The following is a 13,853-nucleotide window of genomic DNA, read 5'->3' as shown; positions in this document are numbered from 1 at the left end:
CGCAGGAGATTTCTCCCATGACTGATGTGACTCGTCCCGTCGTCCTGATCGCCGAAGAGCTGAGCCCGGCCACTGTCGAGGCCCTCGGACCCGATTTCGAGATCCGGAACACCAACGGCGCCGACCGCGGGCAGCTGCTCGAGGCGATCGCCGACGTCGACGCGATCCTGATCCGCAGCGCCACCAAGGTGGACGCCGAGGCGCTGGCCGCGGCGAAGAAGCTGAAGGTCGTCGCCCGCGCCGGGGTCGGCCTGGACAACGTCGACGTGAAGGCCGCCACCCAGGCCGGCGTGATGGTCGTGAACGCGCCGACCTCCAACATCGTCAGCGCCGCCGAGCTCGCGGTCGCGCTGCTGCTGGCCGCCGCCCGCCGGGTGCCGGCCGCCGACCAGTCGCTGAAGAACGGCGAGTGGAAGCGCAGCAAGTATTCCGGCGTCGAGTTGTTCGAGAAGACCGTCGGCATCGTCGGCCTGGGCAAGATCGGCGTCCTGGTCGCGCAGCGGCTGGCCGCCTTCGGCATGAACGTGATCGCCTACGACCCGTACGTACAGGCCGGCCGCGCCGCGCAGATGGGCGTCCGGCTGGCGTCGCTCGACGAGCTGCTCGCCGCGTCGGACTTCATCTCGGTCCACCTGCCGAAGACGCCGGAGACGATCGGCCTGATCGGCGACGAGCAGCTGCACAAGGTCAAGCCCGAGGTCATCATCGTGAACGCCGCCCGCGGCGGCATCGTCGACGAGACCGCGCTGTACTCGGCGCTCAAGGAGGGCCGCGTCGCGGCCGCCGGCCTGGACGTCTTCGCCAAGGAGCCGTGCACCGACTCGCCGCTGTTCGAGTTCGAGAACGTCGTCGCCACGCCGCACCTCGGCGCCTCCACCGACGAGGCCCAGGAGAAGGCCGGTATCGCCGTCGCGAAGTCGGTCCGGCTGGCGCTGTCGGGTGAGCTCGTCCCGGACGCCGTCAACGTCCAGGGCGGCGTGATCGCCGAGGACGTCCGGCCGGGGATCGCGCTGACCGAGAAGCTCGGCCGGATCTTCACCGCGCTGGCCGGCGGCGTCGCGCAGCAGCTCGACGTCGAGGTCCGCGGCGAGATCACCCAGTACGACGTCAAGGTGCTGGAGCTCGCCGCGCTCAAGGGCGTCTTCGCCGACGTGGTCGAGGACAACGTCTCCTACGTCAACGCGCCGCTGCTGGCCGCCGAGCGGGGTCTCGAGGTCCGGCTCATCACCGACCACGAGAGCCCCGAGCACCGCAACCTGATCACCCTGCGCGGCACCCTCGCCGACGGCGCCCAGGTCTCGGTCAGCGGCACGCTGGTCGGCGTCCGCCAGTCGGAGCGCCTGGTCGAGGTCGACGGCTTCGACGTCGAGGTCGAGCTGGCCGCCCACCTGGCCTTCTTCACCTACGAGGACCGCCCCGGTATCGTCGGCCAGATCGGCCGCATCCTCGGCGACGCCGACGTCAACATCGCCGGCATGCAGGTCAGCCGCGACCGCAAGGGCGGCAAGGCCCTGGTCGCCCTCTCCGTCGACTCCGCCGTAGCCCCCGCCCTCCTCGACGACATCGCCTCCGTCGTCCAGGCCGACACCGCCCGCACTGTGGACCTGGACGCCTGACTAGACCTCCCGGCTGTTTAACTAACAGGTAGCCAGCCACCCGCAGGCGCATGGTGGCTGGCCAGGGCCCGGACCCAAGTGTCCGGGCCCGACCCATGTCCGGCGTCGCGCGTACCGATCAACGGGTAGAGGTGGCCCGACCGACCGGTTTCGATGGCCGACTCCCGCCTGGGCAGTGGCCCGTGACGGGACCACCACCCGTCCGTCGGTACGGCTAGCGGCGGGTGGCCAGGAGGACGGCGGCGTCGGGGGCGACCATGACCTCGACGGTGGTGAAGCGGGGGTCCATCAGCCATTCCTGGCGGAGGGTGTCGACGCGGCCTTCGTACATGGGGGGCCAGACGGCGGAGGGGGTGAAGTCGTCGAGGACGACGAAGCCGCCGGGTTCGACGACGTCGGCGATCACGTCGCGGGCGGAGAGTTTGGCCTCGCGGGCGTCGACGAACAGGAGCTGGAAGGGGCCGCGCTCGATCAGCGCCGTCCAGTCGGCGGAGACGACCTCGATCCGCTCGTCGTCGGCGAACAGCTCGGCCACTGCCTGGGCCAGCTGCGGGTCGCTCTCGGCGGTGACGATCTTGGTGCCTTCGTTGGCGCCGCTGCGCAACCAGGCCGAGCCGACGCCGCAGCCGGTGCCGAGCTCACCGAGCAGGCCGGTCTTGGACGCGGCCAGGGTGGCCAGCAGCCGGCCCGTCTCGTTGCGGGTGGAGCTGACGAATCCCCGGCGTCCGGAGAGGCTGAGGGCCGCGGAAACCAGCGGCGGCAGTTCTGGAGGAGCGCTCACCGGTTGAGAGTTGCACAGCCGCGGTCCAGTCCCTGCACCGGTATCTCACATATCGGGATGAGATGCCCGCATTGTGGCGAAATAGTCGCATGCCAGAGTAAATTCGGGCCCATCCTGCCGCCCATGTCCAACCGGGGAGAGTGCAGCATGTACGACATGTATCCAGCCGATTGGCCCGCGATCGACGGCCGCGAGCGGAAGGCGGCGCGCCGCCGTAAGCCGTCCCGCCCGGCGAGTGCCGAGGTCAAGGCTGTCCAAGAGGCCATGAACCGCCGCGACAACGGGGGAGAACCCAAGAAGTGAGCGACAACAAGAACTTCACGCTGGCCGTCGTTCCCGGGGACGGGATCGGACCGGAGGTCACCACCGAGGCGCTCAAGGTCCTCGACGCGGTGGCCGCGCAGCACGGCGTGACGTTCGAGCGGACCGAGTACGACCTCGGCGCGAAGCGCTGGCACGCCACCGGCGAGACCCTGCCGGACGCCGAGCTCGAGGAGATTCGCAAACACGACGCGATCCTGCTCGGCGCCGTCGGCGACCCGACCGTCCCGTCCGGCGTCCTCGAGCGCGGTCTGCTGCTCAAGCTCCGCTTCACCCTCGACCACTACGTGAACCTGCGGCCCTCGAAGATCTACCCGTCGGTCGGCTCGCCGCTGGCGAACCCGGGCGAGGTCGACTTCGTCGTCGTCCGCGAGGGCACCGAGGGCCCGTACGTCGGCAACGGCGGCGCGCTCCGGGTCGGCACGCCGGCCGAGATCGCGACCGAGGTGTCGGTGAACACGGCGTACGGCGTCGAGCGCGTCGTCCGGGATGCGTTCGCCCGGGCCCAGGCGCGGCCGCGGAAGAAGCTCACGCTGGTGCACAAGAACAACGTGCTCGTGCACGCCGGTCACCTGTGGACGCGGACGGTGGAGAAGGTCAAGGCCGACTTCCCCGAGATCGCGGTCGACTACCTGCACGTGGACGCGGCGACCATCTTCCTGGTCACCGACCCGGCCCGCTTCGACGTGATCGTCACCGACAACCTGTTCGGCGACATCATCACCGACCTGGCCGCGGCGATCTCCGGCGGGATCGGGCTGGCCGCCAGCGGCAACATCAACCCGGACCGGACGGCCCCGAGCATGTTCGAGCCGGTGCACGGCTCCGCGCCGGATATCGCCGGTCAGCAGAAGGCCGACCCGACCGCTGCGATCCTGTCCGCGGCCCTGCTGCTGGAGCACCTCGGCCTGCCCGCGGCGGCGCGCGCCATCGAGGACGCCGTCACCGCGGATATCGAGGAGCGCACCGGCAGCGTCCGGACGACGGCCGAGATCGGCGACGCGATCGCCAAGCGCGCGGCCGGCTGAGAGCCTCGCATGACCAGTCCAACAAGAGGTACGGTGCGCTCATGAGCGCCTTCGAGTTCCTTGTTGAGCCGAACACCCAACCGGCCAGCGACGACCAGCGCGCCCAGACCCTGGAGAACCCGGGGTTCGGGCAGAACTTCTCCGACCACATGGCGATCGCCACGTGGACCAAGGACAAGGGCTGGCACGACGCGCGGATCACCGCCTACGGGCCGCTGGAGCTGTCTCCGGCGACCGCGGTGTTCCACTACGCCCAGACCATCTTCGAGGGGATGAAGGCCTACCGGCATCCCGACGACTCGATCCACCTGTTCCGCCCCGAGGCGAACGCCGCCCGGTTCGCGAAGTCGGCCCGCCGGCTCGCGCTCCCGGAGCTGCCCGAGGCCGCCTTCCTGGAGTCGGTCCGCCGCCTCGTCGAGCTGGACCAGGCCTGGGTGCCGAGCGGCGGCGAGACGTCGCTCTACCTGCGCCCGTTCATGTTCGGGTCGGATCCGTTCCTCGGCGTCCGCCCGTCGGCCCAGGTGACGTACTGCGTGATCGCGTCACCCGCCGGGTCGTACTTCAGCGGCGGCGTCAAGCCGGTCCGGATCTGGCTGAGCGAGGAGTACACCCGCGCGGCCCCCGGTGGCACGGGCGCGGCCAAGACCGGCGGCAACTACGCCGCGTCGCTGCTGGCCCAGGCCGAGGCGATCGAGCAGGGCTGTGACCAGGTCGCCTTCCTGGACGCGATCGAGAAGCAGTGGGTCGAAGAGCTCGGTGGCATGAACCTGTACTTCGTCCTCGACGACAACTCGGTGGTGACGCCGGAGCTGTCCGGCACCATCCTCGAGGGCGTCACCCGGGACTCCATCCTCAAACTCGTCACCGACCTCGGTCACCCGGTGACCGAGCGCAAGATCTCGGTCGACGAGTGGCGCGAGGGCGCGGCGTCCGGCAAGATCCGCGAGGTCTTCGCCTGCGGCACAGCCGCCGTCATCACCCCGGTCGCCTCCTTGAAGTGGAAGGACGGCGAGGTGCAGGTGGCCGACGGCAACAGCGGCCCGGTGACCACCGCCGTCCGCAGCGCCCTCCTCGACGTCCAGTACGGCCGCGCCGCCGACCCGCACAACTGGATGACCCGCGTCTGCTGAGCCGTTCACCGAAACCTCCCCGGTGCTTGCCGGGGAGGTTTCTGCTTTCACAGCTTCCTCTCAGCCCCCGCCGATAGGGTCAGGTGCCATGAGCAGCCTTCCGGATGTCCAGACGTACTACGCGGAGCTGATTCGGGAGCTGGATCGGGGGACGGCGCCGCGGACGTACGGGGCGCGCGCGGCCGATGACGGGACGGACTGGTTGTTCGAGGCCGTTTGGCACGAGCGGGAGTGGGTTGTGGTGCGGCAGCTCGGCGTCCGGGAGGACGGCGAGATCACACGGTACTGGTGGCAGCGCGTCGCGGATGACGCAGGGATGCTGACCGATACGGCGCTCGATCGGGAGGCGTGGGGGTTGCGGGAGCTGAGCCGGGAGGACTTCTACGCCGCCTGGGACGAGTCTGAACTCTGGGCTACTCCGCAGTACTGAAACGCGTACCGGATGTTCGTGATGCGAGACGCCAGCGCCACGGAACGGACTTTGTGTGGCAGACTTCAAAACGTCATGAACAGCTATCGGGTGATTATTCCCTAGGCGCGCTCAGCCCGCAGTACCTGAGCGCGCAGACCTCTCGCACCTTGCGGGAGGTTTTTTGTTTGCCCGATTCGGACTCGCCAGCCCCACCGGAAGGCCTCGATCATGAGCATCTCGGACGACTTCCACGTCTATGACACGACCCTGCGCGACGGTGCGCAGCAGGAGGGTCTGGCGCTGTCCGTGGCCGACAAGCTCGCGATTGCGCAGCACCTGGACGACCTGGGCGTCGGGTTCATCGAGGGCGGCTGGCCGGGTGCCGTCCCGAAGGACACCGAGTTCTTCGAGCGCGCGCGGACCGAGCTGCACCTGCGGAACGCGACCTTCGCCGCGTTTGGCGCGACCTGTAAGCCGGGCGCGGTCGCGGCCGACGACCCGCAGGTGGCCGCGCTTCGCGAGTCCGGAGCGGCGGTCGTGACGTTGGTTGCCAAGAGCCACGACGCGCACGTCGAGCGGGCGCTGCGGACCACCCTGGACGAGAACCTGCGGATGGTCGCCGACACGATCCGGCACCTGCGCGAGCACGGCCAGCGGGTCTTCCTCGACACCGAGCACTTCTTCGACGGCTATCGCGCCAACCGGGCCTACGCGCTGGAGGTCGTCCGGGTCTCGGCCGAGGCCGGCGCGGATGTCGTCGCCCTCTGCGACACCAACGGCGGGACGCTGCCGCGGGAGCTGCAGGACGTCGTCCGCGACGTCCTGGAGAGCACCGGCGCGCGGCTCGGCATCCACGCCCACAACGACGGCGGCTGCGCCGTGGCGAACTCGATCGCCGCGGTCGAGGCCGGCGCGACGCACGTCCAGGGCACGATCAACGGGTACGGCGAGCGCACCGGGAACGCCGACCTGCTCGCGGTCGTGGCCAACCTCGAGCTCAAGCGGGAGATGGAGCTGCTGCCGGCGGGCAAACTCGCCGACGCGTTCCGGATCGCGCACGCGATCGCCGAAGTGACGAACGTGCCGCCCTCGAACAGGGCGCCGTACGTCGGTCTGTCCGCCTTCGCCCACAAGGCGGGGCTGCACGCCAGCGCGATCAAGGTCGATCCGGATCTCTACCAGCACACGGATCCGGCCCGGGTCGGCAACGACATGCGGATGCTCGTCTCGGAGATGGCCGGCCGGGCGAGTATCGAGCTCAAGGGCCGCGAGCTGGGGTTCGAGCTCGGCGACGACCGCGACGTGGTCGGCCGGGTCACCGAGCGGGTCAAGGAGATGGAGTCCCGCGGCTACACGTTCGAGGCCGCGGACGCGTCGTTCTCGCTGCTGCTCACCGAGGAGGTGAGCGGCGCGCGGACGTCGTACTTCGACGTCGAGTCCTGGCGGGTGATCACCGAGTCCCGCGCGGACGGCGAGGCCGTCTCGGAGGCGACCGTGAAACTGGTCGCCGCGGGGGAGCGGGAGGTCGTCACCGGTGAGGGCAACGGCCCGGTCAACGCCCTCGACCACGCGCTGCGGTCCGCGATCGAGCGCGCGTACCCGGCGGTGAACAAGTTCGAGCTCGTCGACTACAAGGTCCGCATCCTCGACCAGGGCCATGGGACGGACGCCGTGATCAGAGTCCTGATCGAGACCGCCGACGGCGAGGGGTCGTGGGTGACGGTCGGCGTCGGCCACAACATCGTCGAAGCCTCCTGGGAGGCCCTCGTGGACGGATTCACCTTCGGCCTGCTGCGTCACCAGGAGGTAGCGCGATGACCACCCTCGCTGTCGCACCCGCCGAGGTAGTTGCCCCCGGCCCCGTCACCACCGTTTTCACCGCCGAGGTCGTCGAGGTCGAGGGGATGCTGGCGCGGATCGCCGTCCTGCTCAACCCCTACAACGTCCGCGAGCTCGCGCTCTGCCTGGAGAAGCGAACGCTCCGGATCGTTGTCGCAGGCACCGATCGATGCTTCGACGCCGGCCGGGTCGCCGCCCGGCTGGAGAAGGTGATCGGCGTCCTGGACGTCACGATCAGCTGACGTCGGGGCGGCTGACGGCTCGCCAGCAGGCGTCGGCGATCTCGTCGAGTTGCGCCGGCGTCAGCTCGATGCCGCCCGCGGCGAGCCGGACGGCCGGGCTGAGGGACAGCTCGTAGAGCACATCCACCGGCAGTGGCTGCAGCCGCGCGGCGATGTCCTCACGGCCGACCTCGGTCAGGAGCGGGTCGTCGGCGTTGCTGAGCGCGGCTTCGTGCGCGGGCGCACGGTACGGCGAATGCTCGACCTGTAAGAGGAACTGGGCATGCGCCGGGTTGGCCTGCAGGTGCCGGTAGCAGGCCAGCCAGAGCGCGCGGAACCGCTGATCGACGGGCAGTTGCGGATCGACGTCCGCGATCGCCGCGGCGCCGAGCTCGGCCTTGGTCTCGCTGTAGGCGGCGAGGACGACGTCGTCCTTGGATGCGTAGTAGGTGTACGCCGTCCCGGTCGCGACACCCGCTTCACGCGCCACAGCGCTCATCGATGCGCCGTGGAATCCGTTGCGCGCGACAACAGTTCGCATCGCGGTCCGGACGGCGGCCGCCCGGTCGGCCATCATGCTCCGGCCGGGGTGGAGACGTCGAGCGCGATACCGGTCTCGCGCTCGGAGACGGCCCAGAGCTTCGCGATGGCCTGGTTCATCCCGAGCCGGCGCAGCACCGGCTTGCGGACCGGCGCGCCGTTGTTCACGAACAGCGGGCCGTAGAACTCGCCGCCCTTGGCCGCCGGGTCGGTTGCCGCGCGCAACTGGGGCAGCGCGCCGTCGGCCGCGGACATGCCGGTCCGCCGCGTCATCGCGTGGGCGAACCGTTGCGTGACGCCGCCGCCCGAGCCCGCGACGCTGACCGACTGCAGGTCGGTGTCGGACAGGCCTGGATGGGCGATCAGACTGGTCGTCAGCGCGCCCGCCCGGGTCAGCTCGCGCTGCAGGCCGAGCCCGAAGTGGAAGTTCGCGAGTTTCGCCTGGCCGTACGCGCGCCAAGCGCCATAGCGGCCGTCGAGATGCGGGTTGTCCACGTCGACGGCGCGGCCCATGTGGTGAGCCGTGCTCGTCACGGTGACCACGCGGGAGCCCGGTGTCCGCAGCAACGCCGGGAGCAGGAGCGCTGTCAGGCTCCAGTGCCCCAGGTGATCGACGCCGAACTGCATCTCGAAACCGTCGACCGTCCGCGCCTCGGAGATCGCCATCACACCCGCGTTGTTGATCAGCAGATCGATGCTGCCGTGCGTGTCGAGGATCTGCGCAGCCGCCGTGCGCACCGACTCCTGCGCGGACAGATCGAGCGCAACCAGCTCCAGCGACGCATCAGGCACCGCGGCCCGGATCTCCTCGACCGCCGCAGCGGCCTTCTGCTGGTTGCGCACCGCCATCACCACATGCGCCCCCTTCGCCGCCAGCTCCCGCGCAGTCACCAGCCCGAGCCCGCCATTGGCGCCCGTGACCACCGCCGTCCGCCCGCTCTGCTCCGGAATGTCGCTCGTGCTCCAGCCCATCGCACACCTCGTATCACTCGCCGAATGAACGTTCATTCAATCTAGCACACGCGGCCGGACAACAGAACGGGGCCGGACGGCGGGCACCGTCCGACCCCTCACCCGTCGGCAGACAGGGCTGCCGCCGACGGGTTGTCTTGTCGCTAGTCCCAGCTGAGGCCGGTGGACGACTGGTACTCGATGACGCGGGTCTCGAAGAAGTTCTTCTCCTTCTTGAGGTCCATGACTTCGGACATCCAGCCGAACGGGTTGCGGGTCTCGCCGAAGATCGGCGCGAGGCCGATCTGCTCGGCCCGGCGGTCGGTGATGAAGTGCATGTACTGCTCGCAGAGCTCGGCGGTCAGGCCGAGCATGCCGTTCGGCATCGTGGAGCGGCCGTAGGCGACCTCGAGCGCGCAGGCGTCGGTGAGCATCTGGCGGACCTCGGCCTGGAAGGCCTCCGTCCACAGGTGCGGGTTCTCCTGCTTGATCTGGTTGATGCAGTCGATGCCGAAGTTCAGGTGGATCGACTCGTCGCGCAGGATGTACTGGTACTGCTCGGCGATGCCGACCATCTTGTTCCGCCGGCCCAGCGACAGGATCTGCGCGAACCCGGTGTAGAACCACATGCCCTCGAAGACCACGTAGAAGGCGATCAGGTCGCGCAGGAACGCGGTGTCGGACTCCGGCGTACCGGTCTTGAAGTCCGGGTCCTCGAGGTGCTGGGTGTACTTCAGCGCCCAGGCGTCCTTGTCGGAGATCGACGGGACCTCGCGGTACATGTTGAACAGCTCGCCCTCGTCCAGCCCGAGCGACGTGCAGATGTACTGGAAGGTGTGCGTGTGCACGGCCTCCTCGAACGCCTGGCGGAGCAGGTACTGCCGGCACTCGGGGTTGGTCAGCTGCCGGTAGACGGCCAGCACGATGTTGTTCGCGACCAGGGACTCCGCGGTGGCGAAGAAGCCCAGGTTGCGCTTCAGCATCAGCCGCTCGTCCTCGGTGAGGCCGTCCTTCGACTTCCAGAGCGCGATATCGGCCTGCATGGACACCTCGGTCGGCATCCAGTGGTTGTTACAGGCGTTCAGGTACTTCTCCCAGGCCCACTTGTACTTCAGCGGGAGCAGCTGGTTGACGTCGGCCCGGGCGTTGATCATCGCCTTGTCGGACACGTTGATCCGGTCGGCGCCGACCGAGATCGAGCCGAGGCCGGTGGAGTTGTCGGTGGTGGTCACTGGCAGGCCTCGCAGTCCGGGTCTTCGAGTGAGCAGATCGCTCCGGTCGGTTCGCCCAGCGGGGTGTCGTCGATGGCCGAGGGCTTGGTCTCGGGGACGATCGCCGGGACAGCGGCCGGAACCTCGGCCGCAATGGTGGCGGAGACGGCGTTCAGCTTGCCGTCGGTGCCCTGCAGGGTCGACTTCTCCACGTGGGTGGCCGACTGTGAGCGCAGGTAGTACGTCGTCTTCAGCCCGTAGCGCCAGGCGTTGCGGTACAGCTCGTCGAGCGCCTTGCCCGACGGGGACGCCATGTAGAGGTTCAGCGACTGGGCCTGGTCGATCCACTTCTGCCGGCGCGACGCGGCCTTGATCAGCCACAGCGGGTCGATCTCGAACGCCGTCGCGTACAGCTCGCGAAGGTCGGCCGGGACGCGGTCGATGCTGGTCAGGATGCCGTCGTGGTACTTGAGGTCGGAGACCATCACCTGGTCCCACAGCCCGCGCGCCTTCAGGTCGGCGACCAGGTACGGGTTCGCGACGGTGAACTCACCGGACATGTTCGACTTCACGAACAGGTTGCTGTACGTCGGCTCGATCGACTGGCTGACGCCGGCGATGTTGGAGATCGTCGCGGTCGGCGCGATCGCCATCACGTTCGAGTTCCGCATCCCGTCGCGGAGCACCTTGGCGCGCAGCTCGGCCCAGTCGAGGGTCGAGCTGGTGTCCAGGAAGACGTCGCCGTTGCGCGCCGTCCGGAGGATCTCCAGCGAGTCGATCGGCAGCACGCCCTTGCTCCACAGGGAGCCGTCGTACGTCGAGTAGCGGCCGCGCTCGGCGGCGAGGTCGCTGGAGGCGTCGATCGCGTGGTAGCTGATCTGCTCCATCGACTCGTCGGCGAAGCGGACGGCGGCGTCGGAGCTGTAGGGGATGCGGAGCTGGAACAGCGCGTCCGCGAAACCCATCAGGCCGAGGCCGACCGGGCGGTGCCGCTGGTTGGCGCGCTCCGACTCCGGGGTGGTGTAGAAGTTCACGTCGATGACGTTGTCGAGCATCCGGACCGCGGTCTTCACGGTGTCGCGGAGCAGCTCGCCGTCCAGACCGGTCTCGGTCAGGTGGGCGACCAGGTTGACCGAGCCGAGGTTGCAGACCGCGGTCTCCTCGATCGTGGTGTTCAGCGTGATCTCGGTGCACAGGTTCGACGAATGGACGACGCCGTCGTGCTGCTGCGGGGAGCGCAGGTTGCACGGGTCCTTGAAGGTGATCCACGGGTGGCCGGTCTCGAAGAGCACGGTCAGCATCCGGCGCCACAGGTCGAGTGCGCGGACCCGGCGGAAGACCCGGATCTCCCCGCGCTCGGCGGCCGCCTCGTACCCCTCGTACGCCGTCTGGAAGTCGGCGCCGAACTTGTCGTGCAGGTCCGGGACCTCGTCGGGGGAGAACAGCGTCCACTGGCCGTCGGCCTCGACCCGCTGCAGGAACAGGTCGGGCACCCAGTTGGCGGTGTTCATGTCGTGCGTCCGCCGGCGCTCGTCACCGGTGTTCTTGCGCAGGTCGAGGAACTCCTCGATATCCATGTGCCAGGTCTCGAGGTAGGCGCAGACGGCGCCCTTGCGCTTACCGCCCTGGTTGACCGCGACGGCCGTGTCGTTCGCGATCTTCAGGAACGGGACGACGCCCTGGGACTCGCCGTTGGTGCCGCGGATCTTGGCGCCGATCCCACGGACCGGCGTCCAGTCGTTGCCCAGGCCGCCGGAGTACTTGGCCAGCAGGGCGTTGTTGCGGATGCCGTTGAAGATGCCGGACAGGTCGTCGTCCACCGTGGTCAGGAAGCACGACGACAGCTGCGGCCGGGTGGTGCCGGAGTTGAACAGCGTCGGCGTCGACGACATGAACCGGAACGAGCTGAGCAACTCGTAGAACTGGATCGCGCGGGCCTCGCGGTCGTCCTCGCGCAGCGCCATCCCCATCGCGACCCGCAGGAAGAACGCCTGCGGCAGCTCGAAGCGCACCTTGTCGATGTGGAGCAGGTAGCGGTCGTAGAGGGTCTGCAGGCCGAGGAAGGCGAAGTTCAGGTCGCGCTCGGGACGGATCGCCGCGGCCAGCTTGGCCAGGTCGAAGGTGGCCAGCTCGGGGTCGAGCAGGCCGGCCTCGATACCGGTCTGGATGTAGCGCGGGAAGTACTCGGCGTACGCCGTGGCCATGTCGGCCTGGCTGGCCTGGCGCGGCTCGCCGTGCACGCGGCCGAGCGCCTCGCGGCGGATCTGGTCCAGCAGCAGGCGGGCGGCGGCGAAGCTGTACTGCGGCTCGGTCTCGACGTACGAGCGGGCGGCCATCACCAGCGCCAGCTCGACCTCGTGCTGCGCGATGCCGTCGTAGCAGGAGCCGATGGTCTCGTTCAGGATCTGCTCGGGGTCGACCGAGTCCAGCCCGGCGGCGGCCTCGGCGACGATCACCCGCAGCCGCTCGACGTCCAGCGGGACGCGGCTGCCGTCGGCCTGGCGGACCGACAGCGCGGGCTTCTCGGTGATCCCGGCGGCGTCGGACGGCGTCCGCGCCTTGGTCCGCTCCTCGCGGTACAGGACGTAGGCCCGGGCGACCTGATGCTCTCCCGCGCGCATCAGAGCGAGCTCGACCTGGTCCTGGATGTCCTCGACCTGGATGCTGCGCCGCGCGTCACCGCGGCTGGTCAGCGCGTCGACGACCCGGCCGGTCAGTTCGGTGACCAGGTCGCGGACCCGGTCGGTGGCGCCGGCCTCGTTGCCCTCGACGGCCAGGAACGCCTTGGTGACCGCGACCGAGATCTTGGTCGCGTCGAAATCGGTGGTACTTCCATCGCGGCGGACGACGGTCAGCTGGTTCCGCTCGTCGGCGTCGGCCGCCGAGCGGGATGTGGAGGCGATGGTCACAGAAGCTTCTCCCTGCGCGTTCGGAAGACCGCGACCCTGGGGGAGAAAGCGCACGACGAGACGGACAGCACCGGCCGGTGTAGCTGCCATCGCGCCCTGCGACCCGCCCTCGAGGTCTCGGACCGCGTGCACCGGCGGTGCACGCGCCGACGGCAGGTACTCGGACTTACGGAAGTTTCTCCGCTCACCGTTGCGGGGCAGCTCCGGAGTTACACCGGATTCCCCTGACCGCCAGCGAGGAAGACTCTAAGGCGGCCACAACATCTAGTGTTAACCGACACGCCGTGCAGCACATGATGTGGTTCTCACGCGGCGGCGCCATACAGATCCTGTAACGTCATGATCTCTGATCCGTGATGAATCAGCTCGCGGTTGAGCCGTAACACCACGTGTCCGAACGGCTCGCCGGCGTCCAGCTCGGTCGCCTGGCTCAGCCCCACTGTCGCCACCTGATCCTCCGGCAGGCCCGCGATCCCCTCCTGCCAGGCCTCCACCCAGTACGTCAGCCAGGCCACCGCATCCCGCGCGTTCCCGTGCAGGGTGATGTCGGCCCGGCTCTGCTGTTTCGGCCCGAACGTCCACTCCCACCGCTCGAAGAACGTCTCGGTCAGATGGGCGATCAGCCACGCGATCGTACGCGGCCCCCGATGATCCGGCTCATCCGGCCACTGCGCCACCCACTCACCCCGCCCCAGCGACCGGAACCCGCCACTGTAATGCCGCCGCACCACACTCAATGCCTCCCCACCCGGCCGCCAGAAGTACTCCTCGTCCGTCAACCGCGCCAACCGCCCCGCCAGCACCATCCAACTGAACCCCAGCTGCCCCCGCGCCATCGCCATCGCCGACGGCCGCTGCAAAATCTCCCAGTCGAACGGCTCGGGCATGCCAATT

Annotated in this window: 13 protein-coding genes and 1 riboswitch; of the genes, 7 read left to right on the top strand and 6 right to left on the bottom strand. The window is 69.1% G+C overall.

The window, feature by feature from the left end; all coding sequences use genetic code 11:
- Positions 1-17 precede the first annotated feature (17 nt).
- Positions 18-1,616: a phosphoglycerate dehydrogenase gene (serA, locus tag HPO96_RS26655; protein ID WP_171677079.1), complete on the top strand. Its 1,599-nt coding sequence runs from the start codon at positions 18-20 to the stop codon at positions 1,614-1,616.
- Positions 1,617-1,830: 214 nt separating this feature from the next.
- On the opposite strand, the gene HPO96_RS26650 is transcribed toward serA, so the two are convergent.
- Positions 1,831-2,397, bottom strand: coding sequence for a class I SAM-dependent methyltransferase (locus HPO96_RS26650; protein ID WP_171677078.1), 567 nt, complete (start codon positions 2,395-2,397; stop codon positions 1,831-1,833).
- Positions 2,398-2,520: 123 nt separating this feature from the next.
- Between HPO96_RS26650 and HPO96_RS26645 the strand changes: the two genes are divergently transcribed.
- From HPO96_RS26645 to HPO96_RS26620, 6 genes are all read left to right on the top strand, one after another.
- Positions 2,521-2,700, top strand: a complete 180-nt coding sequence (locus HPO96_RS26645; protein WP_171676903.1) for a hypothetical protein — start codon at positions 2,521-2,523, stop codon at positions 2,698-2,700.
- Positions 2,697-3,746 carry a 3-isopropylmalate dehydrogenase gene (locus tag HPO96_RS26640; RefSeq protein WP_171677077.1) on the top strand — a complete coding sequence of 350 codons (1,050 nt, stop codon included), beginning with the start codon at positions 2,697-2,699 and terminating at the stop codon, positions 3,744-3,746. The genes HPO96_RS26645 and HPO96_RS26640 overlap by 4 nt, the downstream gene beginning before the upstream one ends.
- Positions 3,747-3,787: 41 nt before the next feature.
- Positions 3,788-4,876, top strand: coding sequence for a branched-chain amino acid aminotransferase (locus HPO96_RS26635; RefSeq protein WP_171677076.1), 1,089 nt, complete (start codon positions 3,788-3,790; stop codon positions 4,874-4,876).
- Positions 4,877-4,964: 88 nt separating this feature from the next.
- Positions 4,965-5,306 carry a hypothetical protein gene (locus tag HPO96_RS26630; RefSeq protein WP_171677075.1) on the top strand — a complete coding sequence of 114 codons (342 nt, stop codon included), beginning with the start codon at positions 4,965-4,967 and terminating at the stop codon, positions 5,304-5,306.
- A 210-nt stretch (positions 5,307-5,516) separates the two neighbouring features.
- Complete coding sequence (gene cimA, locus HPO96_RS26625) at positions 5,517-7,106, top strand: citramalate synthase (protein WP_171677074.1); 1,590 nt, start codon at positions 5,517-5,519, stop codon at positions 7,104-7,106.
- Positions 7,103-7,369, top strand: a complete 267-nt coding sequence (locus HPO96_RS26620; RefSeq protein WP_171677073.1) for a hypothetical protein — start codon at positions 7,103-7,105, stop codon at positions 7,367-7,369. Before cimA ends, HPO96_RS26620 begins: the two co-directional genes overlap by 4 nt.
- Here the strand turns inward: HPO96_RS26620 and HPO96_RS26615 are convergent.
- From HPO96_RS26615 to HPO96_RS26595, 5 genes are all read right to left on the bottom strand, one after another.
- Entirely contained in the window at positions 7,362-7,922 is a 561-nt protein-coding gene (locus HPO96_RS26615) for a TetR/AcrR family transcriptional regulator (RefSeq protein ID WP_171677072.1), read from the bottom strand. The genes HPO96_RS26620 and HPO96_RS26615 overlap by 8 nt on opposite strands.
- Positions 7,922-8,860, bottom strand: a complete 939-nt coding sequence (locus HPO96_RS26610; protein ID WP_171677071.1) for an oxidoreductase — start codon at positions 8,858-8,860, stop codon at positions 7,922-7,924. The genes HPO96_RS26615 and HPO96_RS26610 overlap by 1 nt, the downstream gene beginning before the upstream one ends.
- A 143-nt stretch (positions 8,861-9,003) precedes the next feature.
- Positions 9,004-10,071: a ribonucleotide-diphosphate reductase subunit beta gene (locus tag HPO96_RS26605; protein ID WP_171677070.1), complete on the bottom strand. Its 1,068-nt coding sequence runs from the start codon at positions 10,069-10,071 to the stop codon at positions 9,004-9,006.
- The gene (locus tag HPO96_RS26600) at positions 10,068-12,959 is read right to left on the bottom strand and encodes a ribonucleoside-diphosphate reductase subunit alpha (RefSeq protein ID WP_337796821.1); all 2,892 of its coding nucleotides are present in this window, start codon (positions 12,957-12,959) and stop codon (positions 10,068-10,070) included. Before HPO96_RS26600 ends, HPO96_RS26605 begins: the two co-directional genes overlap by 4 nt.
- A gap of 134 nt (positions 12,960-13,093) precedes the next feature.
- A riboswitch (cobalamin riboswitch) is annotated at positions 13,094-13,207 on the bottom strand.
- A 57-nt stretch (positions 13,208-13,264) separates the two neighbouring features.
- Positions 13,265-13,846 carry a DinB family protein gene (locus HPO96_RS26595; protein ID WP_171677068.1) on the bottom strand — a complete coding sequence of 194 codons (582 nt, stop codon included), beginning with the start codon at positions 13,844-13,846 and terminating at the stop codon, positions 13,265-13,267.
- Positions 13,847-13,853: the final 7 nt, after the last annotated feature.

This window comes from Kribbella sandramycini (genome assembly GCF_013131805.1).
In the GTDB taxonomy this organism is placed as follows: domain Bacteria; phylum Actinomycetota; class Actinomycetes; order Propionibacteriales; family Kribbellaceae; genus Kribbella; species Kribbella sandramycini.
This window is presented reverse-complemented; position numbering and strand designations above follow the sequence as displayed.

Bases quoted from the DNA above. Each gene is read 5' to 3' on its own strand.
- serA (WP_171677079.1), top strand. From the start codon at position 18: ATGACTGATGTGACTCGTCCCGTCGTCCTGATCGCCGAAGAGCTGAGC.
- HPO96_RS26645 (WP_171676903.1), top strand. From the start codon at position 2,521: ATGTCCAACCGGGGAGAGTGCAGCATGTACGACATGTATCCAGCCGAT.
- HPO96_RS26635 (WP_171677076.1), top strand. From the start codon at position 3,788: ATGAGCGCCTTCGAGTTCCTTGTTGAGCCGAACACCCAACCGGCCAGC.
- HPO96_RS26630 (WP_171677075.1), top strand. From the start codon at position 4,965: ATGAGCAGCCTTCCGGATGTCCAGACGTACTACGCGGAGCTGATTCGG.
- cimA (WP_171677074.1), top strand. From the start codon at position 5,517: ATGAGCATCTCGGACGACTTCCACGTCTATGACACGACCCTGCGCGAC.
- HPO96_RS26620 (WP_171677073.1), top strand. From the start codon at position 7,103: ATGACCACCCTCGCTGTCGCACCCGCCGAGGTAGTTGCCCCCGGCCCC.
- HPO96_RS26615 (WP_171677072.1), bottom strand. From the start codon at position 7,922: ATGGCCGACCGGGCGGCCGCCGTCCGGACCGCGATGCGAACTGTTGTC.
- HPO96_RS26610 (WP_171677071.1), bottom strand. From the start codon at position 8,860: ATGGGCTGGAGCACGAGCGACATTCCGGAGCAGAGCGGGCGGACGGCG.
- HPO96_RS26595 (WP_171677068.1), bottom strand. From the start codon at position 13,846: ATGCCCGAGCCGTTCGACTGGGAGATTTTGCAGCGGCCGTCGGCGATG.